A 22,983-nucleotide genomic window follows, 5' to 3' on the forward strand; every position below is an offset into this window, starting at 1 on the left:
GATATGCTCAAACTCCTTCAAAACCCTTTGCTCGCTTTACGCTGGTTCCTGCTGGGGCTGATGGCCATCGGCTTTACCTCGGCGAATGCCTACTTCTTGTCGGCGGGCAATATCTTTTCGCTCGGCGAAAACTTTGCCCTGCTCGGACTGGTGGCGCTGGGTCTGGCGCTTACTATGCTTGCAGGGGAGTTCGATCTGTCGGGCGGAGCGATGGTCGCCGTGTCGGGTCTTATCACACTCAAGCTCGGGGCTGATAACGCTTTGCTTGGCTTTGGCGTGGCGATGCTCTTTGGCGCGGGAGTCGGCCTGTTCAATGGTCTCGTGACTCTGCGTCTCGACGTGTCCTCGCTGGTGACCACGCTTGGCGTGATGATCCTGCTGTCGGGCTTTGCGGTCTGGCTGGAAGGCGGGCAGGCCGTGTCATTTGCCAATTACGACCTCACCGATGCGTTCAACATGGACTACCTTGGGATCTTTTCGCTGCGCTCGATCATCACTCTGGTGATGTTTCTCGCCACGGGTCTGCTGCTCGCATTCACTCGCCTTGGCCGCGACATCATCGCCTCGGGCAGCCACCGAAAGGCCGCCCGTATGGCAGGGGCCGATGTGGACCGCGCCATTGTCACCAGCTTTGTGCTCAGCGGTGTGTTCGCCGCGCTGGCGGGGGCATTGCTGGCGTTCACTCTGGGGCGGGCGTCCTCGACCTTTGGCGCGAACCTGCTGCTTCAGGCGGCTTCGGCTGCGATCCTTGGGGGCGTTGCGCTCTCGGGCGGGGTCGGGCGTCCCTTTGGGGTGGCCATCGGTGTGCTGGTGCTTGCCGTTCTCAACAACGGGCTGGGGCTCATCGGTGCCAGTTCGGCCGCGATCTTGCTGTTCAACGGCGCAGTGCTGTTGGTCGCGGTCCTCGCCGGAGGGGCTCCGGCAACATGGCTGCAGGCCCGACTGGCCCGCGCCCAACTGTCCCAAATCAAAACCAAATAACCTCTCAACCAACAGGAAACATGTAGATGAACATTATCAAATCCACACTTGGCGCGCTTTTGACCGGCTCTGTTCTGGCCTCTTCTGCCTTGGCCGCAGATGGTCCCGAAGGCAAAAGAGTGATCTTTCTCGGTGCCGACGATATCTGCGAATACTGCGCGGTCTATAACGACCAGATCCGTGAGCTTGCCGCAGAGCAAGGCATCGAGCTGGAAGTCGTGACCAACAAATTCGACGCCGCCCAGCAGGCCACGCAGGTCGATCAAGCGATTGCCAAAAGGCCCGATGCGATCCTGATGTGGACTATCGATGGCACCGCGCTGTTCCCCGCTATGCGCAAGATCGAGCGGGCAGGCATTCCGCTGCTGTTGACCGACGTGCAACCCGATCAGGCGCGCGAGGACCTGTGGGTGCAATACACAGGCGGCAACTATGAGGAACGCGGCTCGAAAGCCGCGCAGCTGATGGTTCAGGCGCTCGAAGCGCAGGGCAAGCCGCTCGAAGGCGGCGTATTCCTGATCACCGGCTATGTGGGTCAGGCCCAGACCATTTCGATGACCCAGGGCTTTACCGAAACGCTGGCCGAGATCGCTCCCGATCTCGAAATCCTCGGCGCTCAGCCCGGCAATTGGGACACGGGCACCTCGACGCAGGCCGCCGCAGGTCTGTTCACCAAGTTCGGTGACGAGATCGTCGGGGTCTATGCCGCCGAAGACATCATGATGCAGGGCGTTCTGATCGCGGCTGAACGTGCGGGGCTTGATCCCTCCAAGATGGCGATGATCGGGGACGGCTGCGAGCCTGTCGGCGTCAAGAACATCAAGGCGGGCCTGCAATACGGCACCGTCCTGCAATCGCCCGTGGACGAAGCCACCTATGCTGTTCAGTCCATGGTCGATCTGTTCTCGGGCGCCGAGATGCCCAAGTCGGTCTACGTGCCGCACCCGATGGTGACAGCGGAAAACGTGGACGAGGTTTGCCAGCCATGGCCGACCAGATGATTTGCGCGGTTTTCCCCTGACCGACTAGGCAAAAGGCAGCGGCGTCAGTCGCTGCCTTTTGTTGTTTTGTAAGTGCGCGCACGGGGGGGGCGAAGTTTTTGATGTGGTGCATTTTTCAGCACCATGTTGCCCCACCGTGCCAAGCAACTGTTCCGAAAACGTCAAACTGTTCGGGCGCATTGTTTGCCCCCCGCGAGTCGCGTTTTCTGACCTTAACGGCGAACACAACGACCGCGGGCCGCCAGCCATCACTGCCCCGCAAACAGGAGAAAGATCATGCATATCGAACCAGGTATCGTTACGGGCGCAAAACTGGCGCTGTCCTATGCCACCGCGGCAGGTGCTGGCGTATTCGGGATCAAGGCGGCATATGAAACCGTCAAAGAGTCGGGCGCGTTTGCCTTTGTGGGCCGCAGCGCCCTAAGCGCCGCGCTTGTCTTAGGCTTTTTTCAGTTACTACCGCATCACCCAGTGGGGGTCAGCGAAGTGCACCTGATCCTTGGCTCGACCCTGTTCCTGCTGTTCGGGGCCGCGCCAGCCGCTTTCGGTCTTGCGCTGGGGCTGCTGGCGCAGGGGGTGCTCTTTGCGCCGCTGGATCTGCCGCAGTACGGGATGAACATGACCACGCTTTTGGTGCCTCTATTTGGCCTGCACGCGTTGGCGAGCAAAATCATCGCCCCAAAGACCGCTTATGTGGATGTCAGCTACGCGCAGGCGCTGGCGCTGTCGACAACCTATCAGGCGGGGATCGTGACTTGGGTCGGGTTCTGGGCGTTCTATGGTCAGGGCTTTGGCGCGGCCAATGTGACATCGGTGATGTCCTTTGGCGCGGCCTATATGCTGGTCATTCTGATCGAGCCGCTGGTGGACCTCGCGGTTCTGGCAGCGGCGAAATCTGCGCGCGATCTGACCCGTGGCCCGCTGTTTACCGCGCGTCTGCACCACGCGGCCTAATGCAAGATAGATAGGGCCGACCGAGGCAAGTCGATTGGCCCTTTGAGAACAGACGCCAGCGCAAAGGCTGGCATACTGGAAACATCAGGCCATAGCGCCGCAAGACTTCGGAGACAGACATGTCCGACCACCACCACGGAACCAAACCACCCTCGGATAAAGCCCTGCGCGTGCGCGCCATGGAACAACTGCTGACCGAAAAGGGACTGATCCAGCCCGGCGCGGTCGACGCTATCGTCGATATCTTTGAACACGAACTGGGCCCCAAGAACGGCGCGATGGTTGTCGCCAAGGCCTGGAGCGACCCCGAGTATAAAAAGCGGCTGATGGAGAACGCCTCGGACGCCATTCTAGAGTTCGGTTTTTCGGGATTTCAGGGCGAATACATGGTCGTCTGTGAAAACACGCCCGAGGTTCACAACGTTGTCGTCTGCACCTTGTGCTCTTGTTACCCGTGGCCCGTGCTTGGCCTGCCGCCAAACTGGTACAAAGCCGCGCCCTACCGTTCCCGCGTGGTGATCGAGCCGCGTGCGGTGCTGGAAGAGTTCGATCTGAAAATCCCTGACGAGGTCGAAGTGCGTGTTTGGGACAGCAACAACGAACTGCGCTATCTTGTCCTGCCAATGCGCCCCGAAGGCACCGAGGGTTGGAGCGAAGAAGAGCTCGCGAAACTCGTCACCCGCAATTCGATGATCGGCACGGGCGTTGCCTTGTCCCCCAAAGACCTCGCAAAAGGAGAGAGCGCATGAACTCTATTCACGACCTTGGCGGAATGCACGGCATGGGGCCGATTGTGCTGGATGTGGACGAGCCGAAATTTGCCGAAGAATGGGAATCTCGCACCTGTGGCTTTCACCTGCTAACTCTGATGACAGGTCTGGCCGTTGCTGATGAGGCGCGTCATTCGATGGAACGCATTCCCGCGCTGCACTGGCTGGCGTCCCCCTATTATGAACATTGGCTGGACGGCACCGAAACCTTTCTGGTCGAGAAAGGCATCGTCACAAAAGAGGAATTGGAAACCGGCAAGGCGCAAGCCCCGCTGCCCGAGTGGGCGCAAAAGTTAGAAGCGCTGACGCCCGAGAAAACCCACGACCTATTCACCACCAACCACCCCGTCACGGGCGAGGCCGACACCGCGCCGAAATACGCCGAAGGTGACCGCGTGATGACGCTGAACATCAACCCAAAAACCCACACGCGTCTACCGCGCTACACTCGTGGCAAGCCGTGCACCATCGTCGCCTATCGCGGCGCGTGCCTCTATGCCGATGGGCGGTCTTTGGGCGATTACGGTGCTGTGGATCACACCTACACCGTACGGTTTGAGGCGTCCGATTTGTGGGGCCCTGATGCAGGCGTCAAAGATGCCGTCTACATCGATTTGTATGAAACCTATCTGGAGGATGCGTAATGGAATACGCCAGCATCATCGAAGCGCTAGACCCATGCCGCAGCGATCTGAGCTCGCTTGCCTCGGACGACATCGGCGCGCCCAAATTCGGAGAGCCGTGGCACGCGCAGGTATTTGGCCTGTCCATGGCTCTCGCCCAAGCGGGGGTGTTCACATGGGGCAAATGGGTCGAGACGTTCTCTGCCGAAATCCGCCGCAACCCGCAGCAGGGGATGGAGACCTCGGAGGAGGCCTATTACCGGCAATGGTCCGAGGCGCTGATCTACCTTCTTGGCGAACTTGGCCTGATGAACGACGAAGAAATGGCCGAGACCGTCGAACACTGGCGTCGATCCTATCTGGTCACCGAACACGGCCAGCCGATCGTGTTTCGCCGTGATCTACCACCGATCAAGGATGACATCCCCGATCACCACCACCACCACGCGCCCAAGTCGCCGCCCGAGCCTGTCTCGGTCAGCCCCGCGCACGCCTAACGCCAAGCCTATTCCCTAGGCGCCCCCTTTCCGACTTATCCCCCCAGACCTCTGCGCGCCCTGCGTGCAGGGGAACGGAGGCGGCTTGTCTAACTAACGAGACCACCACGATGCACAAGATCGATATCAACCCTGTTTTGCTAGAGCGCGGTATTTGGAACCGCGACGGGGCCAAGCAATCCCATACCTCGCTCGACATGAGCAAAACCGCCCATGTCATCGTCGATATGCAGCGTGTCTACCTAGAAGACGGGGCCTGCGCTGTGGTGCCTAACGCCCGCGAAGCGATCCCCAACATCAACGCGATTTCGCAAGCGGTGCGCGCCAAGGGCGGGCTGAATGTCTTTATCCGCAATATCTATACCGAAGACGAAGAGGTCGTTTGGGATGCCTATTACAAGGCGTTCAACGGCAAACCGTTTTCCGATGCACTCAAGACCGAGTTGGACCGCGACCATCCCCTCAGTGTGATCTCGCCGCTGCTGGATCGAACGGATGATGAGCCGATCATCGAGAAAGCCCGTTTTTCCGCCTTTGCCCCAGGTGTCAGCCGTCTGCATGAAGAGCTGCAAGCGCGCGGGATCGAGACTCTGATCATCTCGGGCACGTTGACCAATTGCTGCGCCGAAAGCACGGCGCGTGATGCGCTGCAATATGGCTACAACGTCATTTTCGGTGCCGATAGCACGGGCACCATCACCGACGAAGAGCACAACGCGACGCTCGGCAATCTCTATGTGGTTTTCGCCGATGTGGTGACCACCGAAGAGATCGTGGACCTCGTCAATGCCGCACTCCCCACAACAGCCGAAGCCTAAGAGCCAGACATGCATTACTCATCTATCCGTTCTATCTCCCGCGATATTGCGGCCCGCAAACTCTCTCCCGTCGAGGTCACCCAGCATATGCTCGCGCGGATCGAGGCCGTGGACGCCCGCATCATGTCCTATGTGACCGTGACCGCCGAGCGCGCGCTGGAACAGGCTAAGACCGCCGAGGCCGAGATCATGGCGGGCAAGTATCGCGGCCCGATGCATGGCGTGCCGATCGCCTACAAGGACATCATCTACACCGACTTTGCCAAGACCACGGCGGGCACGCGTATTCACAAGGATTTCACCCCCGATTTCAGCGCCACCGTTGTAGATCGACTAGAGGCGGCCGGCGCGATCACGCTGGGCAAGCTCAAAACAACCGAACAGGCCTATGCAGCCCACCACCCCGATGTGAAAGCGCCAATTAACCCGTGGAATGATGACCGCTGGTCGGGTTCGTCCTCTTCGGGGTCGGGTGCCTCTGTGGCTGCGGGTCTTGCCTTTGGGGCGCTTGGATCTGACACGGGTGGTTCGATCCGCTTTCCTTCGGCGGCCAACGGTATCACGGGTCTTAAACCCACATGGGGCCGCGTCAGCCGTTACGGCGTGTTCGAACTGGCTGCGTCGCTTGATCACATCGGCCCGATGACGCGCTTTGCCGAAGACGCGGGCCTGATGCTGTCGGCGATGGCAGGGGCAGACGTGAACGACCCAACGGCGGTTCAGGCCAGCGTAGGCGACTACGGCAGCGAAGCAGGCAAATCCATCGCAGGGATGCGCATCGGCCTGCCGCGTAGCTACGCTTGTGATGGAGTGGACCCTGCCATCGTCAAAGCATGGGAAGAGGCTGCCGCCGTGCTACAGGCCCAAGGCGCGGTTCTGGTCGAGATCGACACGGTGCCGTTTTGGAAAGAGGCCGCGACCGCATGGCTTGCGCTGTGTTCTGCCGAAACTGCGCTGGCGCACAAAGGGTGCTACCCCGAACGCAAGTCCGACTACGGCCCGAACATGATCCAGTTCATCGACATGGCCGACGGCTTTACCACGCTCGATATGGCGGCTGCACATCAGGCGCGCCTGAATTTCTCGGCGGCGCTGGCCAAACTGTTTACCGCCGTCGATCTGATGCTGATCCCCGCCACCATCTGGCGCACGCCTTCGCTGTCCCGTTGGGACGAAGAGGCGGAAGGCGACAATTCGCAGTTCATCCGCTTCACCGGCCCCTTCGATATGTCGGGCTCGCCCACCATCACCATGCCCGGCGGGTTTGATGACGACGGTATGCCCGTGGCCGTTCAACTGGTCGGCCCGCAACTGACCGAGGCCCGTCTTGTGCGGGCAGGGGCGGCGTTCCAGCAGGCGACCGATTGGCACCTGCGCCATCCCGACGATTGATTTTCCCATTGCCCGCGCGCGGTCCCTTGGCGTGCGGGCACTTTTCCAACCCCAAAGGCACACGCTCAAAACTGTGCCGATCATTTAACCGACAGAGGACTAACATGACGACTACCCTTCTCAAAAGCACAGTTGCCGCGCTAGGCGTTGCAATGAGCATGGCAAGCGGCGCATTCGCCGAAGCTGACCAGCACCCGACCAAGGTCGGCACCACTGCTGATTTTCGCCCGATCACCGATTTTTGCGGCGATAAAGACCTACGTGTGGCTTATTCCTCGGGTATCTCGTCCGACCCGTGGCGGCAGATTTCCAGAGCCGAATTCGAACTGGAAGCCGCGCAATGCCCCAACATCGTCGAGACCCGCTACACCGATGCGCAAGGGTCGGTTGAAAAACAGATTTCCGACATCACCGGTCTGGCCGCTCAGGGCTTTGACGTGATCATCGTCTACCCTGACGGCGGCGAAAGCCTGCTGCGCGCCATGAGCCAAGCGATGAAAATGGGCTCCATGGTTGTGCCGTTCTACGGCGGTACGTCTTTCCCTGGGACAGCGGGCGAAGACTATGTTGCCATGGTCACGGCCGACCAGAACTACGAAGGCAAACTGGCAGGGGAGTTCATTGCCGAGCAGCTGGGCGGCGAAGGCAATGTGCTGATGCTGGGCGGTGCGCCGGGTGCGATTTCGACGCTGAACTACTACAACGGCGCAATGGAAGTCTTTGCCGACTATCCAGGTATCACCATGCTAGAAGACGGCCCCGTGACCACCAACTGGGACCGCGCACAATACCAAAAGGCCATGACCTCGCTCATCGCCAAACACCCCCAGATTGACGCTGTGATGTCGGACTATGGCATCGGTTCTATGGGCGGGCTGCGCGCATTCGAAGCCACCGATACCCCGATCCCGCTGTGGACCACCCGCGACGGCAACGAACTGGCATGTTTCTGGGAAGCAAACCACGAAGCCAACCCAGACTTTGATCTGTTCACCACCTCTGCTGGCACTTGGCTGACCCGTCTGGCCCTGCGCAAAGGTGTGGCCGCGGCCAATGACATCGAAAACGACGAACCGTCGATCCTGATTGACACCGTGGTCGACAACACCGCGTCGGATGATCCGCAATTCGCGCCGGTTTGTGATCCTGATCTGCCTCCAGGTGCGCATGTTTCGACCTTCACCATGACCAAAGAAGAGCTTCAGGCCGTCTTTAACTGACGCCTGACGCCCTAAGACGCCCGCTAGAAAGGACAGTCACATGACCAACCTTCCCCAACGTAACGAGGTCCGCGCACTGCTGGCACTTGTGCTTTTGCTGATAGTCGGGGGCATAATGGCCCCCTCCACCATCGCGCTTTCTGCGCTCGGGGGGCTTGTGCCCTTCGCTGGGATCCTCGCGGTGGCCGCCGTGGGTCAGCATCTGGTGATCCAGCAACGTGGCCTTGATATCTCGGTTGCGGGCGTCTTTTCCCTTGCTGCGGTTATCGTCACTGCCCTTCAATCGGGCAGTGGCACCACTTCCGAAGCTTTCTCGCTTTTGTGCACGGCGCTCGTGATCGGGGCGATGATCGGGCTGGTCAATGGCCTGACCGTCACGCGCCTTGGTGTGCCGCCGCTGGTGGTGACCATCGCCGTCAATTCCATCGCGTTCGGCATCGTTTTGCAGGTGTCGGGCGGCACGGCCCGTTCGGTCGTCCCCGCGATTGGAGACTTTTCATTGGGGCGCACCTTGGGCATTCCCAACCCCTTTGTAATCGCGCTGATTGTGGTTGGCCTTGTGGCTTATGTGCTGAACTACACCACCTTGGGTCGCCGTTTTCAGGTCGCGGGTTTGAACCCCGTCACGGGCGCGGCGCTAGGTTTTCAGGTCGAAAGGTTCCAGATCGGCGCCTATGTCGCTGCCGCCATCCTGTTTTCCGTCGCAGGTGTGATGTTTGCGGGGCTGTCGGATGTGCCGACGCTGTTTGCGGGTAATGAATACATGCTCGCCTCGGTTGCCGCGTTCATTGTCGGGGGCAATTCGATCACCGGCGAGCGCGGGTCCGTTCTGGCCACGGGGATCGGTGCGTTCTTCCTCGTTTATCTTGGCCAGCTTGTTATCTCGCTAGGTTTCGACACCTCCGTCCAATTCATGATCCAAGCCGTGATCGTGCTGCTTGGTGTCTCGCTTCCGTCCCTGACCAACCGTTTGAAAGCTGCGTGAGGCTGCCATGAAAGATCAAACCATGACCTTCCAAACCACCGCCGCGCAGGCCGATCCCGCGCTGGTTTTATCCGACATTTCCAAATCCTTCGGCGCGGTAAAAGCGCTCAAGGGCGTGGACCTGATCGCCTACCCCGGCGAAGTGCACGCCATCGTCGGCGAAAACGGTGCAGGCAAGTCCACCCTGATCAACTGTGCCTGCGGGGTCTATGATCCCAACACAGGTTCTGTTGAAATTGCGGGGGCCAAAGCGCCCGCCCAGCCCGCCGCCGTGCGCGCCATGGGTCTATCGGTTGCGTTCCAGCACCCCGCGCTTGCCGCCGATCTGACCGTTCTTGAAAACCTGCGTCTGGCCAAAGCCGACCTGAGCGATGAGGCGGGTCAAGCGCTGCTCGACCGCGTTTCGACCAAGACGCTGGCGATGGAACTCGACACCCGCGTGTCCGAATTGTCGCTCGCCCAAGGCCATGTTCTTGAGATCGCCCGCGCGCTGGCCTCTGATCCCAAGGTCTTTATCTTTGACGAACCGACAGAGCCATTTCAGGATCCCGAGGTGCGGCACCTTTTCGGTCTGATCGCAGAGCTGAAGGCCGCAGGCACGGCGATTATCTATATCTCTCACCGTCTGCACGAAGTCATGTCGATTGCCGATCGTGTGTCGGTGCTGCGCGATGGCGAGTTGATCGAAACCCGTCTGGCGTCCGAGTTGACCACCGACGAGATCGTCGATCTAATCGTGGGCCGCCCTTTGGGACAGGTTTTCCCTGCCAAGGGTACGATCACCGAGGGCAACTCTGTGCTATCGATTGTTGGTCTGTCGGGGCATGGGTTTGCCGATGTCGATCTAGAAGTAAAACCCGGTGAGATCATCGGTCTCGCTGGGGTCGAAGGGCAGGGACAACGCGAATTCCTGCGGGCGCTTTCGGGCGTCGATGGGGCCACAGACGGCGACATCAAAGTCGGCCCGACCTTGCTGCCCCATGGCGGCGGCGCGGCAGCGTTCCGCAAGGCGGGGGTCGGCTTTGTGCCCGATGACCGCCACCACGAAGGTCTGGTCCTGTCGATGTCGATCCGTGAAAACGAAGGCATCGGCCAGCTTGCCGCCATCTCGAAAAACGGTGTCATTTCAGGTTCGAAAGAACGCGCACTGGCCGAACAGATCCACAGCGATCTGCGGGTAAAGGCGCCAACGGTCGAAACCCCAGTGTCTGCCCTGTCGGGCGGCAACCAGCAAAAGGTTCTGATCGGGCGCGAGATCGCCATGTCCCCGCGCGTGCTGCTGGTCGATGAACCAACCAAAGGCGTCGATGTCGGTTCGCGCAGTGACATCTACAACAAACTGCGCGAGCTGGCCAAAAACGGTGTGGCCGTGGTCGTCGCCTCTGCTGACGGGGTCGAAATCGAAGGCCTGTGTGACCGCGTTCTCGTGTTCTCGCGCGGCTCGGTTGTGGCCGAGTTGACGGGCGCGGATGTAAACGACACCCGCATCACCGAAGCCAACCTGAAAGCCACAGGTATCCGTGACGGCGAAAGCGAAGCGGCGACCACCTCGCGCCTGAAAAAGCTCGCGGGGTCCGATACGTTGCCCGCGTTGGTCCTGCTCGCGCTGGCGTTTGGCGTGATCGGGGTGACGCAGGCCCTGAACCCCTATTTCCTCTCGCCGTTCTCGCTGCAGAGCATCACCACGCTGACCGCCATTTTGGCCATCGCGGGCTTTGCTCAACTCTTTGTTGTGCTCACGGGCGGGATTGACCTGTCGGTCGGACCGCTGATGGGGTTTTGTGTTGTGCTGGCGTCTTTCCTTTTGGGCGACGGGGCGCCTGTCGGGTTTGTCGGCGGGGTGATCGTGATCCTATTGGCGACCACAACGGTTGGTTTGTTGCACGGCCTGCTGGTCGAGGGGCTAAAGCTGCCCGCCATCGTTGTGACATTGGCAACCTACACGGGGCTTCAGGGGCTGTCGCTGATCCTGCGTCCGTCCCCTGATGGGCTGATCTCTGACAGCTACATGTCTGCGGTTCAGGTACTTGCCGGTCCGTTGCCGCTGGTCTTTATACTGACGCTGGCGCTGACGGTGGGTTTTGAATTCACGCTCAAACGCCGTCCTTTTGGCCGTGCTTTGCGGGCTGTCGGCTCTAACCCCAAATCCGCCGAGATGATCGGCCTGCGCCGTGGCCGCATCGTGATCCTCGCTTTTATGGCCTCAGGCTTTTTGGCAGGGGTCGCGGGGCTTCTTATGTCGGCTCAGGTCGGGATCGGGTCGGCCACCACGGGCATCAACTATACGCTGATGAGCGTTACAGCTGTGGTGCTTGGCGGGGCGCAGATCACAGGTGGGCGCGGATCGTTCTTCGCCACCATCGCGGGCGCGCTTTTCATCCAGTCCATCGTTGCGGCCCTGCCGTTCCTTAATCTGCAAGCGGTCTGGCAATACTGGCTGATCGGTGGCTCCACCTTCATTGCCGCCGGACTGTTCAGCTACATGCGCAAAGCTTCCGCCACGGGCGGGCACGGCTAACCGATAAAGGGGCCACGGCATATCCGCCGCGGCCCCTTTTTCACGACCCCCTTCACCACCAAAGGCGCAAAACGCGCTCACATTCTTCCCAACAGGAGATTTCCCAATGACAGACATTTCCCGACGTCGCTTTTTAATGACGACCGCAGCGGCCTCTGCCACGCTGGCCTCGCCTTTTGTGGCCAAGCCCGCGCTTGCCGCCAATGACACGATCCGTATCGGAAACATCCTCGATATGACAGGCCCCATCGGCCCAGGCGGTCAGGCTGTCGCCCCCGGGATGGAGTTGGCCGTCAAACACCTCAACGCTGCGGGCGGTGTGCTTGGGCGCGAGATCGAACTGGTGAGCTATGACACCCAGTCGAGCATGCAGCTTTACACGCAATACGCCCAGCAACTGGCGCTTAGGGATAAGGTGGATGTTGTGTTCGGCGGGCTGACCTCTGCTTCGCGCGAAGCAATCCGCCCGATCTTTGACCGGTATCAGACACTCTATTTCTACAACGTGCTGTACGAGGGCGGTGTCTGTGATCGCAATACTTTCTGCACGGGCACTACCCCTGCACAGACCGTGCTGCCGCTGGTCGAGGATGTGTTAAGCCGCTGGGGCAAAAAGGTCTATATCATCGCCGCCGATTACAACTACGGCCACATCACCGCAAAGTGGATGGAGAATGCCGTGATCGCCAATGGCGGTGAAGTTGCGGGCGTGGATTTCTTCCCGCTCGACGTGACCAACTTTTCTTCCGCGATTGCCCGCATCCAGACCGCCGCGCCCGATCTGCTGCTGACCGCGCTTGTGGGGGCCAATCACCTTGGCTTCTACCGCCAGTGGGAAGCGGCGGGTCTGATGGACAAGATCCCGCTGGGGTCCTCGAACTTTGGCGTGAACAGCGAATTGCTGACGCTCGAGTCATCGACAACCGACGGCATCGTCGCGGCGGGTGGCTATTTCGACACCATCGACACGGCAGCCAGCAACGCCTTCCTCGAAGAGGTCACGCCGCTGCTTCCGCCAAGCACCGCCTGCACAGAGATAACGACCTCGTCCTATGAGGCGATGATGATCTGGGCTAAAGCCGCCGAAATCGCGGGCGATATGGACCGCATGAAAATGATCGAAGCGCTGGAAACGGGCATCGAAGTCGATGGCCCCTCGGGGCGCGTATTCCTTGATCCCAAAACTCACCACACCGTGCGCAGCGCCTTTATCGGCCGTGCCGAAGACGGAGCGTTCGCCATCGAGAAACGTCTGGCCGACGTGGTGCCTGTCGATACGGCAGAGGTCTGTGACCTGATCGCCCATCCAGAGACGAACAAACAGTTCGTGCTCGAGATGTAACTCAAAAGGAGAAACAGACCATGGACGTCGCAGGGCTTCTTGCCTTCAACATACTCGTGGGGATCGGAACCCTTGCCCTGATTACGATCGGGCTGGGGGTGATCTTTGGGATGATGAAAATCATCAATCTCGCCCACGGTGAATTCATGATGCTCGGCGCGTATACGGTCGTCATCTCCTCTGGCGCAGGGGTGAACATCTGGCTTTCGATGTTCATCTTTGCCCCGCTCGTTGCGGGCGGTGTCGGGATCGTCGTGGAACGGCTTTTGATGCGGTTCCTCTACGGTCGGATCATCGATACGATGCTGGCGACTTGGGGCCTGAGCCTGTTGTTGATCGGTCTGATGACCGCCGTTTTCGGCAACCAGACACGCGGTATTTCCGCACCCGTCGGCTCGATGTCTATCGGGCGGTTCGATGTGGGTGTGCACGGGATCGTCGTGGTGGCCGCCGCCGCGGTCGTGCTGGTGGCAACCGCGCTGGTGCTCAAATTCTCGCGCATCGGACTGATCGTGCGCGCCACCATGCAAAACGCCGACATGGCCTCGGCCCTCGGGGTCGCGCCCAAGCTTGTCTACATGGGCACCTTTGCCGTTGGTGCCGCGCTGGCGGGGCTGGCGGGAGGGGTACTGGCGCCGCTCTCGGGTGTCGCGCCGACCATGGGCGGGGCCTATATCGCCAAGGCCTTTATCACCGTGCTTGGGGGCGGGCCCGCGATTGTGACGGGCACGGGGCTGGCCTCGGCTCTGTTCAGCCCGATCAATGAACTGGTCTCCTTCCAAGCCACGCCGATCATCGGCGAGGTGGCGATGCTGCTGGCCGCAATCCTCATCATCCGTCTGCTGCCCCAAGGCATCACCGGACGCTTTTTCAGGAAAAGCCTATGACCCAGAATGCCAAAAGTCTATTTGCCGTATTGGCCGTGGGCCTCGCTCTGCTTTTCGGGGTGCCGAAAACGCTGGATCTGTTTACTGTTATGCAACTCACGGGCTTTGCCGCCATGGCCATTTTCGGCCTGAGCCAAGGCTTTGTGTGGGGGAATGCGGGAATCATGTCGTTCGGTCAGGCGATGTTCCTCGGGCTGGGCGGCTATGCCTATGCCGTGGCCGCCTTTAACATGGACGGCGCCAACGCCGCGCTGCTGGTCGGGGTGCTGGTGCCCGTGATCTTTGCGGGTCTGCTGGGCTATTTCATGTTCTACGGACGGATCAGTGACGCCTATGTCGGGGTGATCACGATGACGGTCTGCATCATCCTCTTTAACCTCGTGAACTCCACCTCAGGCGACAAATACCGCATCGGTGAGGCCGCGCTTGGCGGGTTCAACGGAATTCCGTCGATCCCCACGCTGACGGTGCTCGGCAAGCCGGACCGGATGCTCGGGCCGGACGGGCTGTGGTATGTCACCATGGGGGGGCTGATCGCGGTCTATCTTGCACTGCGCTGGCTTTTGACCACCAAGTTCGGGGGGGTAATCGTGGCAATCCGCGAGAACGAGACGCGGGTGAACCTGCTGGGCTATGACTCCCGTTTCTACAAACTGCTCGCCTTTATGGTGTCGGCGGCGATTGCGGGGCTGGCTGGTGTGCTCTTTACCAACTGGGGCGCCTATATCTCGCCCACTGTTTTCTCCCTCGCGATCTCGGCGCAGGCGATCATCTTTGTGCTCGTCGGCGGTCTCGGTACCCTGATCGGGCCGATCCTGGGGGCGTTTTTCCTGCAATGGCTGATCACGGCCGTGGGCCAGCAAAGCGCACTGAACGCGAACCTCTTTATGGGGATCGTGCTGATCCTCTTTGTTTTGCTGGTGCCCAAAGGTGTGGTGCCGCTTTTGCGCGACGATCTGTTGCCGCGTCTGCGCGATCGCAGCCGCGCGGGCCAAGCCAAAAAGGAGGCCGCACAATGACGACCATCCCCACATCTTCGCTCCCCCTGATCGAGGCCCAAGGCCTGACCATGCGCTTTGGCGGTGTGGTCGCGGTCAACAACGTCGATTTCATCCTGCGTGAAATGGAATTGCGCTGCCTGATCGGGCCGAACGGTGCGGGCAAGAGTACGTTTTTCAAAATGCTCACGGGCCAGTTGGTGCCGAGCGCGGGCACCTTGCTCCATCGCGGCGACAGTATCGCGGGGGCCAAAACCTTTGAGATCGCGCGCCGCGGGGTCGGGGTGAAGACCCAGACGCCCAATGTCTTTGACGGAATGACCGTGCGCGAAAACATCCTCGTGAGCGCTGAACGCTTGCGCACGCGGGCCTATGCGCGCGGGATTGTCGAGGAGACCATGGAGCGTTTGAGCCTGACCCACATCGCGGACCGCGAGGTCGGCATCCTGTCGCACGGCCAGCGCCAGTGGGTAGAGATCGCAACGGTGCTCGCCCAAGAGCCCGATCTTGTTCTACTGGATGAACCCGTTGCCGGCATGACTGATGAGGAAGTGGATCGCACCGCCGAGATCATCCGCGAGATCAACCGTTCGCGCGCTGTCATCGTCGTCGAACACGACATGCAGTTCATCCGCAAAATCGCAAAGACCGTCACCGTCTTCAATCAAGGCGCGGTCCTGATCGAAGGCGACGTCGACACAGTGCTGTCCAATCAGCAGGTGCGCGACGTTTATTTGGGGAAAACACCCGCATGAATGCTCTGACCATTTCCGATCTTGAAACCCGCTATGGGCGTGTGCCTGCCTTGTTCGGTGTCGATCTGTCGATCGAAGAGGGGCAATTCGTCTCTGTTCTTGGGCACAACGGCATGGGCAAATCCACGCTGCTGAAAACCGTGATGGGGCTGCTGCCCGCCACCAAGGGCGCGATCACCCTGCACGGGAGCGATCTGAAATCCACGCCAACCGAAGGCCGCGCGCGCGAGGGGCTGGGCTATGTCCCGCAGGGGCGACAGATTTTCCCTACGCTAACGGTTCTTGAAAACCTGCGCATGGGCTGTCTACTTGCGGAAAAGCCCGAAGCTGAGATGATCGATGATATCTTGCGCAACTTCCCACGCCTCAAACGTCTGCTCGACCGCAGTGGCGGCGCGCTCTCGGGCGGGGAGCAGCAGCTTTTGGCTTTGGCGCGGTGCCTGTGCGGTGATCCCAAACTGATCCTTCTCGATGAGCCGACCGAGGGCATCCAGCCTTCGATCATTGAGGAAATGATCGACACCTTGCACCAGCTCAAGGCCGAAAAGGCACTGACCATTCTGCTGGTCGAGCAGAACCTCAACTTTATCACAGCGCTGTCCGAGCGGGTGTTCGTGCTCAAGCGCGGACGGATCACGGGGCAGGCTCCGCAAGAGGTGATCGGCGATACCCCCGCAATGGAAGCCTTTGCTGCGCAGGTGATGTGAATGCGGGCAGGACAAAGCGAAGAGATGACGACAGTGACGACCCCCACCGATTACCGCCCCCTGACGATCAAAGACGTGCGCGCGCGCAGTGCCCAGATGGGCGTGGACGGAATGCTCAAGACTCTCAAGGCCCGCAGCCTCGCCGTGGTCAACAACGCGCTGATTGGCGAAATGTCGACCGAGGCGGGCAGCGGGCAGGGGATATTGGCCGGTATTCCAATCGGGGTGAAAGACAACATCGACGTTGCGGGCTGGGTGACGACGGGCGGCTCGCCCGCGTTGTCGCAGAACATCCGCCAGACCGATGCGCCCGCCGTGGCTCGATTGCGCGCGGCAGGGGCGGTGTTGTGCTGCAAGCTCAACATGCATGAACTGGCCTTTGGCGCGACCTCTGACAACGCGGCGTTTGGTCCTGTGCGCAACCCGTTTGACCCCAATCGTACATCGGGGGGCTCTTCGGGCGGATCGGCGGCAGCTGTGGCGACGGGGGTTGTCCCCGTGGCGCTTGGCACCGATACGGGCGGCTCGGCCCGCATGCCCGCCAGCTTTTGCGCCATCGCGGGGTTTCGGCCCAGCACCGGACGCTATGAGGCCGAAGGCGTTTTGCAACTGTCCCGAACCCGCGACACCATAGGAATTTTTGCCGCGCAAGCCGCAGATATCGCGCAGGTGGATGCAGCGATGAGTGTCGTCGGCGCAGCCCAAACAGAATGGCCCCAGCGTCAGGTGCGGCTCGGCCTGCCCAAAGATGCACTTCCTGGACTGTCCGGGGCGGTCGAACGTGCCTTCCGCGCGGGGCTTGAACGGCTAGAGACGCAGGGCGTGATCGAGGTCGTGAACCTGCCGCCTCTGGGTTATGACGGGCTGGAACAGGACTTTGGATTCCCGATCGTGTTTGCAGAGGCGCATGCCTATTGGGAGGCGTTTTGCGCCGATGAGTTGGGATGCAGCCTGCCTGTGTTTACCGAACGGCTTGGCAGCGGCGATGTCAAACGCGCCTTTGCCGAGATGCCCGAGGTAGCAGAAAAGGTGGCGGGTGATCTGCCGCGTATTCGGCGCGCGCTTGACGCATTAAAGGCGCGGATCATGGCGCTCTATGATGATTATGCCATCGACGCCATTGCCGCGCCTACGATTACTGTTCAGCCGCCGCGATGGAGTGAGGCAGAGGAATTGGAGATCGACGGTGAATGCCATCCGACCTTCCTGACCATCAGCCGTAATTGCGCGCCCGCTTCGCTCATCGGCGCGCCATCGCTTTCGCTGCCGTTTAGTTTTGACGCGGATGGGCTACCCGTTGGTCTGCTGCTTGATGCGCCCTGCGGTGCCGATGACAGTCTGCTGTCGCTCGGCGCGTATCTGGAACAAAGCCTCTAGGCCTTAGTGCACCAACATAGCCTTAGGAGTGATCCCGAATTCGGCTTTGAAGCTGCGGGTGAAATGCGAGAAGTTGCTGAACCCGCAGGCGAGCGCCACATCGGCCACGCGCAGATCGCGACGGCTGGCGAGCATTTCATGCGCGCGTTTGAGGCGTTGGCTCCAGACCCATTTGATCGGCGTTGCCCCCTCTTGGGCAAAAAGGCGATTGAGCGTGCGGCGCGACACGCCAAGCTCGCGCACGAGGAAATCACAATCAAGATCGGGGTTTTCAATGTTAGACAGGATCAGCGACTTGGCGCGCTCTAACATCGACAGGTGGCGTAGGTTGTCGTGATCCGTCAGCCCCGCTTGCGTCTCAAAGGCGGCGGCGAGCAGGTCGACAATCGAGGAGGCCAGACGATTGGCGGCCGGGGTTTCCCCCTTGAGGTCAATCCCGTGTGCCTCTGTGATCAGCGAGGTGACCATTTTGCCGATAGAGGCTTTGCCGGAAATCACGCGCGCAGTCATATTTTCGGGCTGGTTCATGCGGTTCGCGACGATGGAGCGGGGTAGGCGCATCCAGTAGCCGTTGAATTCGGTAGGATTGATGAATTCGAAGGGTGCGGAACTGTCATACATGACGAAATCGCCCGCATGCTGGCGCGCCTCGCGGCCGCCTTGGCGCAGGATCGCATCGCCTTGGTTCAGGCACGCGACAAAGAAACAATCGAGCGGTTTGGCGCGCAACGAGTTGTGATCGCGGGTGCTTATGGTCGGAGAGGAATGGATGTGAGAGAGCGAAATCGGCCCCATGCCACGATAGGACATGCGCGCTTTGAAGTTCTCGTAGGGCTCGTCCGTGCTATTTTCCGAGGGCGAGAAATGCGAGCAGATCACATCGTGCCAGAAGGAAAACCTCTCCTGCGGTCTGAGGGCTGTCACATCAATCGTGGTGAGGTGTTGCGTGGCCTGCGTGAGCGGTTGCCGTTGCATGTGCGTCTCCGTTTCTATGTAGCAAAGGTGCGACGGCGCGAGGCGAGTCTCAAGACAGCAGGGCGGCGGGAGTCGCACCTATGACGCATCTGCCTGTTAACTGTGCTGCATTGCAGAATTCACGCGGTTGCCGCTCAAGTTTTGGGCGTTGTGCAAAGCGCGGTTCGTGTCTGAAAATCGGTCGGGCCTCTGCGCCACGACAGGGTGGTTTTCTCTATGCGCCAAAACACTTTGCTCTGTGCGCCAATGGAACATGTGCGGTTGTCGTACTTGGTGCGATCCCCTCTATGTAAACCGATGCTGCACCACAAAGAGAGACCTATGCGCGCGCTCCGATTCCACCGATTTGGTGACCCGACCGTACTGCAACTTTGTCAGGTTGAGCGGCCAGAGCCGAAGGCCGGCGAAATGCTCGTGCGGCAATTGTCGACCTCCGTGAACTTTGTTGATTTGATGATCCGCAAAGGCGGCTATGCCCGACTGGGCGAGGACATCCTGCCATACACAGGCGGGCGCGACGCAGCGGGCGTGGTCGAGGAAATCGGCGCAGGTGTCGATCCGGTCTGGCTCGGGCAGCGGATATTCGGCGTGCCGGAAATGGATCGCGGCAGTTTCGCCGATTACGTCATTGTTCGGCCCGCTGAGGCGGCGATCGCACCCCGCGTGATTGCCGATGCCGATCTCGGATCCGTGCCGCTGGCCGCGTTGACAGCCTATCAGGCGCTGCACACACAAGGCATGATCGCGGCGGGTGATCGGGTGCTCATTCACGGCGGTACGGGCGGGGTCGGGCATTTTGCCGTGCAGATCGCCAAGGCAGCAGGGGCGGAAGTCGTGACAACCTGCGCCACGCGCAACCGCGATATGGCACTGGCTCTCGGTGCGGATGAGGTGCTGGCCTATGATGACGTAGCTTTTGAAGATCACACGCGGGACATGGACTTGATCTTTGACGCGGTTGGGGGGCGGACCTTGTCCCGATCGATCCCATGTGTGCGCAAAGGCGGGCGGCTCATTTCGGCGGTGGCCGAGCCAGATGTGGCAGCCGCGAATGCCCATAGCTTGGCCGTGTCAAAGTTCTTTGTCGCTACCTCTTCCGGCGAGGATTTGAAGACCATTTCGACGATGATGGACAAAGGTCACGTCAAGCCGGTAATCGGCGCGCGCTTTGATCTGGAGAACCTCGCTTCGGCACAATCCCGACTGGAACAAGGCGGGGGGCGCGGCAAGGTCGGCGTGGTAATTGCGCCATGAACGAACGCAACCTACTTGCGCGGTGTTCGCTGGCTTTGGCTATTTTCTCCGCCCTGTTGGGCAGCACTGCGCCCAGTCCGCTCTATCCGCTCTACATCGAAGAGTTCGGCCTGAGCCGTCTCATGGCAACGGCCATTTTTGCGATTTATGCGCTCGGCACGCTCGGGGCGCTTTTCCTTGCGCCCATGCTGGTCCGCTTTGCCCGCGACGAGCGGTTTGTCATCCTGCCAGGCCTCGCGCTCACGGCCTTAGGTGCGTTGATGTTTGCCTCCGCGCATAACGTCGAGGTCCTGCTCTTAGGCCGCTTCCTCAACGGCTCAGGGACGGGGATCATCACGGGACTGTCTTCTGCCGCACTCTATGAATTGGCCCCGCCCAAAGCCCGCAAAACCGCCGCGATGGTCGCCACGCTTGCCTTTACGGGTGGGGCTGCGGGCGGTCCGATGATGACTTCGCTCGCAATCGGAGCGGATTTTTATCCGTTTGTTACGCCTTTTGTGGCTATCGCCAGCTTCGCAATGATTGCCTTTGCAGGGCTGTGCCAATCGCTCTGGCCGACCGAAATCCAGAGCTTTGACCCCGAGCCCTCTGATGGCCGCCCCCCCGCATTCACCTCGGCATTGCCCTTCGCGTCTTTGTTTTTCCTGGCCTGTCTGAGTGTCGGGGTCGCTTGGGTGATCGGGTCTGTGCTGATGGCGCTTGGGCCGAGCCTCGGGCTAGAGGTCTATGGCCTCGCTTCCGCCAGTGTCGCGGGCTTTGTCCCCGCGCTGTTTCAACTTTTCGCAGGGGTCGGGCAATACGCATGGGGGCGCACGTCGAGTCTCAAGGCGATCGCCTACGGCACTCTAGGGATTGCTGCGACGCAGGCCATTCTATTAGCCGCCGCTATGATCCAGAACGCGCTACTTTTGCTGCTGATAATGCCGTTTTGCGGGTTCTTCTACGGGGCGGCTTTCGTGGGAGCTTTGGCGCTGGTCAATGCCAGTGTCGATCCCGAACGCCGCTCCACCTATGTCGCGCGGTTCTATACCGTGGGATACCTGTCCAACGCCCTGCCAACCCTCGCACTCGGCCTGCTCAGTGATGTGATGGGATTGAAATTGACCTTCTACCTGTTCTCGGAGTTGCTAATCGTCTTGGCCCTTTTGGCCGCCCTTCAGGCGAGTGGATATCGAAGGCGAATGGCGGCTCAACGCACTTTTTAAAAAATTGTCGTTCTATGGGAGCGGATAGGTGTCCGTCACGGGCCTGAGCCAAACCGCGCGCGCGATGATCCAGCCTGAGGAGTGCAGCGGTTAGATGCCGTTGCGCGGCACCATGAGTGCTGTCTACCAATCAAATTATACCCAAAAGTATACCTCAATCTCTTTCGTATATTTGCCCAATGCCCCCTTTGGGCAGTGGGTTATGGTAGGATTTGTCGGTTGGGTTTTTGGGTTAAGATATTGAAAATATTATACTTACACATACAAACATTCAAATAATTATTTTTGTTATTGCGTGAATCTGAATCTGTCGCCTAGGCTGCGTAATAGAGTTTTCGTGATCTAGGGAGGGACCATGAAACAGATGTTTTTAACGGCCGCCGTTTTGGCGTGTGCGACCGTTGCAAAGGCCGAGGTGGTTGCGCCCGGCGATGTTCAATTCGGTGAATACGGTGCGATCGAAGCATCCTTGTCGGGGGTGCCTGGCAACGCTGAGAGCGGACTGGAAATCATGGTCACGCGCGGCAAAGGCAATTGCATTGCATGTCACGCTGTGTCCGCGCTTGAAGATTATCCATTCCATGGCGAGGTAGGGCCATCGTTGGATGGTGTCGGCGCGCGTTGGTCCGAAGCTGAACTGCGCGGACTGGTAGCAAATGCGAAAATGACCTTTGACGGTACAGTGATGCCAGCGTTCTACAAAACCTCGGGCTTTAACCGCCCTGGCAATGCGTTCACCGGCAAGGCGGCAGAGGGTGAATTGGACCCGCTGCTGACGGCCCAAGAGATCGAAGATGTCGTCGCGTATCTGATGACATTAAACGAATACTAACGGCTAGCGGGGAGGAGACACACTATGAAAAAGTTCCTGAAAGCAACCGCGTTGGCTGCATCAGTATTTGCAATCGCCTCGGCTGTGCATGCGGACGAAGACGCAGACCTTCTGGTTAATGGCGAAATCGAAATCACCGTTCGTACATCGGCGCCTGACCATGTTGACGGTTTGCGCGATATTTATTCAGGCTGGGTGTTCCGTTCGGATGAAACCCAAGCGATGCAGATGGATGACTTTGATAACCCCGGCATGATCTTTGTCGAGGAAGCCATCGAAGCGTTTAACACCGTCGAAGGCACCGAAGGCAATTCCTGTGCAACATGCCATGAGACGCCAGAGAATCTAGCCGGTGCGCGTGCGACCTATCCAAAATGGAACGACAACGCCGAAGAAATTCGCACCTTGGGTATGCAGATCAATGGCTGTCGGACCGAACAGATGGGTGCAGAAGCATGGGCAGCCGACAAGGGCGACATCCTTGCGATGGAAGCATTGCTTGCGTCCGTGTCGCGAGGCATGCCGGTGAACGTCCAAATCGATGGTCCTGCGGAAGCTGCCTATGAATTGGGCCGCGAGCTGTATTACACCCGTACGGGCCAGTTGGACCTGTCCTGCGCGAGCTGCCACGAACAGAACTATGGCAACTACATTCGCGCCGATCACCTAAGCCAAGGCCAGATCAACGGTTTCCCAACCTACCGTTTGAAGAACGCAAAGCTGAACGGTGTCCAGTCCCGTTTCCGCGGCTGTGTTCGTGATACGCGCGCCGAAACCTATGCTGTGAATTCGCCAGAATTTATCGCTCTGGAACTGTATGTTGCATCGCGTGGCAATGGCCTATCGGTCGAAGGTCCATCGGTTCGCAACTGATATGAATTGGCCCGCGCTG

Annotated in this window: 22 protein-coding genes; 21 read left to right on the forward strand and 1 reads right to left on the reverse strand. The window is 59.8% G+C overall.

Going from position 1 to position 22,983, the window contains the following annotated elements; genetic code table 11:
* The first annotated feature begins 3 nt into the window (after positions 1-3).
* The 17 genes from ACXAGA_RS07755 to ACXAGA_RS07835 all read left to right on the forward strand — a co-directional run bounded on the left by ACXAGA_RS07755 (position 4) and on the right by ACXAGA_RS07835 (position 17,825).
* Complete coding sequence (locus tag ACXAGA_RS07755; RefSeq protein WP_475116916.1) at positions 4-981, forward strand: ABC transporter permease; 978 nt, start codon at positions 4-6, stop codon at positions 979-981.
* Positions 982-1,007: 26 nt separating this feature from the next.
* Entirely contained in the window at positions 1,008-1,982 is a 975-nt protein-coding gene (locus ACXAGA_RS07760; protein ID WP_475116917.1) for a sugar ABC transporter substrate-binding protein, read from the forward strand.
* 276 nt (positions 1,983-2,258) lie between these two features.
* Positions 2,259-2,936 carry an energy-coupling factor ABC transporter permease gene (locus ACXAGA_RS07765; RefSeq protein WP_475116918.1) on the forward strand — a complete coding sequence of 226 codons (678 nt, stop codon included), beginning with the start codon at positions 2,259-2,261 and terminating at the stop codon, positions 2,934-2,936.
* A 119-nt stretch (positions 2,937-3,055) separates the two neighbouring features.
* Positions 3,056-3,685 carry a nitrile hydratase subunit alpha gene (gene nthA, locus ACXAGA_RS07770; protein ID WP_475116919.1) on the forward strand — a complete coding sequence of 210 codons (630 nt, stop codon included), beginning with the start codon at positions 3,056-3,058 and terminating at the stop codon, positions 3,683-3,685.
* Positions 3,682-4,350: a nitrile hydratase subunit beta gene (gene nthB, locus ACXAGA_RS07775; protein WP_475116920.1), complete on the forward strand. Its 669-nt coding sequence runs from the start codon at positions 3,682-3,684 to the stop codon at positions 4,348-4,350. The genes nthA and nthB overlap by 4 nt, the downstream gene beginning before the upstream one ends.
* Positions 4,350-4,826 carry a nitrile hydratase accessory protein gene (locus tag ACXAGA_RS07780; RefSeq protein WP_475116921.1) on the forward strand — a complete coding sequence of 159 codons (477 nt, stop codon included), beginning with the start codon at positions 4,350-4,352 and terminating at the stop codon, positions 4,824-4,826. The genes nthB and ACXAGA_RS07780 overlap by 1 nt, the downstream gene beginning before the upstream one ends.
* A gap of 110 nt (positions 4,827-4,936) precedes the next feature.
* Positions 4,937-5,644, forward strand: a complete 708-nt coding sequence (locus ACXAGA_RS07785; protein ID WP_475116922.1) for a cysteine hydrolase family protein — start codon at positions 4,937-4,939, stop codon at positions 5,642-5,644.
* A gap of 9 nt (positions 5,645-5,653) precedes the next feature.
* On the forward strand, positions 5,654-7,036 hold the full coding sequence (locus ACXAGA_RS07790; protein ID WP_475116923.1) for an amidase: 1,383 nt from the start codon (positions 5,654-5,656) through the stop codon (positions 7,034-7,036).
* A gap of 104 nt (positions 7,037-7,140) precedes the next feature.
* On the forward strand, positions 7,141-8,256 hold the full coding sequence (locus ACXAGA_RS07795) for a substrate-binding domain-containing protein (protein WP_475116924.1): 1,116 nt from the start codon (positions 7,141-7,143) through the stop codon (positions 8,254-8,256).
* A gap of 40 nt (positions 8,257-8,296) precedes the next feature.
* A complete protein-coding gene (locus ACXAGA_RS07800; protein WP_475116925.1) occupies positions 8,297-9,241 on the forward strand; it encodes an ABC transporter permease in 945 nt (314 codons plus the stop codon).
* A gap of 7 nt (positions 9,242-9,248) precedes the next feature.
* Positions 9,249-11,759 (forward strand): ATP-binding cassette domain-containing protein, encoded by a 2,511-nt coding sequence (locus ACXAGA_RS07805; RefSeq protein ID WP_475116926.1) that lies wholly within the window; start codon positions 9,249-9,251, stop codon positions 11,757-11,759.
* Positions 11,760-11,865: 106 nt separating this feature from the next.
* Positions 11,866-13,101 (forward strand): ABC transporter substrate-binding protein, encoded by a 1,236-nt coding sequence (locus ACXAGA_RS07810; protein ID WP_475116927.1) that lies wholly within the window; start codon positions 11,866-11,868, stop codon positions 13,099-13,101.
* Between the two features lie 20 nt (positions 13,102-13,121).
* Positions 13,122-13,988 (forward strand): branched-chain amino acid ABC transporter permease, encoded by an 867-nt coding sequence (locus tag ACXAGA_RS07815; RefSeq protein ID WP_475116928.1) that lies wholly within the window; start codon positions 13,122-13,124, stop codon positions 13,986-13,988.
* Entirely contained in the window at positions 13,985-15,007 is a 1,023-nt protein-coding gene (locus ACXAGA_RS07820; RefSeq protein ID WP_475116929.1) for an ABC transporter permease subunit, read from the forward strand. The genes ACXAGA_RS07815 and ACXAGA_RS07820 overlap by 4 nt, the downstream gene beginning before the upstream one ends.
* Complete coding sequence (locus ACXAGA_RS07825) at positions 15,004-15,741, forward strand: ATP-binding cassette domain-containing protein (protein WP_475116930.1); 738 nt, start codon at positions 15,004-15,006, stop codon at positions 15,739-15,741. Before ACXAGA_RS07820 ends, ACXAGA_RS07825 begins: the two co-directional genes overlap by 4 nt.
* Positions 15,738-16,448: an ABC transporter ATP-binding protein gene (locus ACXAGA_RS07830; protein WP_475116931.1), complete on the forward strand. Its 711-nt coding sequence runs from the start codon at positions 15,738-15,740 to the stop codon at positions 16,446-16,448. The genes ACXAGA_RS07825 and ACXAGA_RS07830 overlap by 4 nt, the downstream gene beginning before the upstream one ends.
* Complete coding sequence (locus ACXAGA_RS07835) at positions 16,449-17,825, forward strand: amidase family protein (protein ID WP_475116932.1); 1,377 nt, start codon at positions 16,449-16,451, stop codon at positions 17,823-17,825. It abuts the gene before it with no gap.
* A 3-nt stretch (positions 17,826-17,828) separates the two neighbouring features.
* Here ACXAGA_RS07835 and ACXAGA_RS07840 read toward each other — a convergent pair whose 3' ends face one another.
* Positions 17,829-18,800: a helix-turn-helix domain-containing protein gene (locus ACXAGA_RS07840; RefSeq protein WP_475116933.1), complete on the reverse strand. Its 972-nt coding sequence runs from the start codon at positions 18,798-18,800 to the stop codon at positions 17,829-17,831.
* A gap of 321 nt (positions 18,801-19,121) precedes the next feature.
* Here ACXAGA_RS07840 and ACXAGA_RS07845 point away from each other — a divergent pair, with 321 nt between their 5' ends.
* The 4 genes from ACXAGA_RS07845 (at position 19,122) to soxA (ending at position 22,964) form a co-directional block, all read left to right on the forward strand.
* The gene (locus ACXAGA_RS07845; RefSeq protein ID WP_475116934.1) at positions 19,122-20,054 is read left to right on the forward strand and encodes an NADP-dependent oxidoreductase; all 933 of its coding nucleotides are present in this window, start codon (positions 19,122-19,124) and stop codon (positions 20,052-20,054) included.
* Positions 20,051-21,259, forward strand: a complete 1,209-nt coding sequence (locus ACXAGA_RS07850; RefSeq protein WP_475116935.1) for an MFS transporter — start codon at positions 20,051-20,053, stop codon at positions 21,257-21,259. The genes ACXAGA_RS07845 and ACXAGA_RS07850 overlap by 4 nt, the downstream gene beginning before the upstream one ends.
* 355 nt (positions 21,260-21,614) lie before the next feature.
* The gene (soxX, locus tag ACXAGA_RS07855) at positions 21,615-22,091 is read left to right on the forward strand and encodes a sulfur oxidation c-type cytochrome SoxX (protein WP_475116936.1); all 477 of its coding nucleotides are present in this window, start codon (positions 21,615-21,617) and stop codon (positions 22,089-22,091) included.
* Positions 22,092-22,115: 24 nt separating this feature from the next.
* A complete protein-coding gene (soxA, locus tag ACXAGA_RS07860) occupies positions 22,116-22,964 on the forward strand; it encodes a sulfur oxidation c-type cytochrome SoxA (RefSeq protein WP_475116937.1) in 849 nt (282 codons plus the stop codon).
* The last annotated feature ends 19 nt before the right edge of the window (positions 22,965-22,983 follow it).

It is taken from the genome of Marivivens sp. ABH4_498 (assembly GCF_056160585.1).

Coding starts and splice junctions, on each gene's coding strand:
- ACXAGA_RS07755 (WP_475116916.1), top strand. CDS start 4: ATGCTCAAACTCCTTCAAAACCCTTTGCTCGCTTTACGCTGGTTCCTG.
- ACXAGA_RS07830 (WP_475116931.1), top strand. CDS start 15,738: ATGAATGCTCTGACCATTTCCGATCTTGAAACCCGCTATGGGCGTGTG.
- ACXAGA_RS07815 (WP_475116928.1), top strand. CDS start 13,122: ATGGACGTCGCAGGGCTTCTTGCCTTCAACATACTCGTGGGGATCGGA.
- nthB (WP_475116920.1), top strand. CDS start 3,682: ATGAACTCTATTCACGACCTTGGCGGAATGCACGGCATGGGGCCGATT.
- ACXAGA_RS07785 (WP_475116922.1), top strand. CDS start 4,937: ATGCACAAGATCGATATCAACCCTGTTTTGCTAGAGCGCGGTATTTGG.
- ACXAGA_RS07840 (WP_475116933.1), bottom strand. CDS start 18,800: ATGCAACGGCAACCGCTCACGCAGGCCACGCAACACCTCACCACGATT.
- ACXAGA_RS07800 (WP_475116925.1), top strand. CDS start 8,297: ATGACCAACCTTCCCCAACGTAACGAGGTCCGCGCACTGCTGGCACTT.
- ACXAGA_RS07835 (WP_475116932.1), top strand. CDS start 16,449: ATGCGGGCAGGACAAAGCGAAGAGATGACGACAGTGACGACCCCCACC.
- ACXAGA_RS07780 (WP_475116921.1), top strand. CDS start 4,350: ATGGAATACGCCAGCATCATCGAAGCGCTAGACCCATGCCGCAGCGAT.
- soxA (WP_475116937.1), top strand. CDS start 22,116: ATGAAAAAGTTCCTGAAAGCAACCGCGTTGGCTGCATCAGTATTTGCA.
- nthA (WP_475116919.1), top strand. CDS start 3,056: ATGTCCGACCACCACCACGGAACCAAACCACCCTCGGATAAAGCCCTG.
- ACXAGA_RS07805 (WP_475116926.1), top strand. CDS start 9,249: ATGAAAGATCAAACCATGACCTTCCAAACCACCGCCGCGCAGGCCGAT.
- ACXAGA_RS07845 (WP_475116934.1), top strand. CDS start 19,122: ATGCGCGCGCTCCGATTCCACCGATTTGGTGACCCGACCGTACTGCAA.
- ACXAGA_RS07825 (WP_475116930.1), top strand. CDS start 15,004: ATGACGACCATCCCCACATCTTCGCTCCCCCTGATCGAGGCCCAAGGC.
- ACXAGA_RS07790 (WP_475116923.1), top strand. CDS start 5,654: ATGCATTACTCATCTATCCGTTCTATCTCCCGCGATATTGCGGCCCGC.
- ACXAGA_RS07810 (WP_475116927.1), top strand. CDS start 11,866: ATGACAGACATTTCCCGACGTCGCTTTTTAATGACGACCGCAGCGGCC.
- soxX (WP_475116936.1), top strand. CDS start 21,615: ATGAAACAGATGTTTTTAACGGCCGCCGTTTTGGCGTGTGCGACCGTT.
- ACXAGA_RS07765 (WP_475116918.1), top strand. CDS start 2,259: ATGCATATCGAACCAGGTATCGTTACGGGCGCAAAACTGGCGCTGTCC.
- ACXAGA_RS07850 (WP_475116935.1), top strand. CDS start 20,051: ATGAACGAACGCAACCTACTTGCGCGGTGTTCGCTGGCTTTGGCTATT.
- ACXAGA_RS07795 (WP_475116924.1), top strand. CDS start 7,141: ATGACGACTACCCTTCTCAAAAGCACAGTTGCCGCGCTAGGCGTTGCA.
- ACXAGA_RS07760 (WP_475116917.1), top strand. CDS start 1,008: ATGAACATTATCAAATCCACACTTGGCGCGCTTTTGACCGGCTCTGTT.
- ACXAGA_RS07820 (WP_475116929.1), top strand. CDS start 13,985: ATGACCCAGAATGCCAAAAGTCTATTTGCCGTATTGGCCGTGGGCCTC.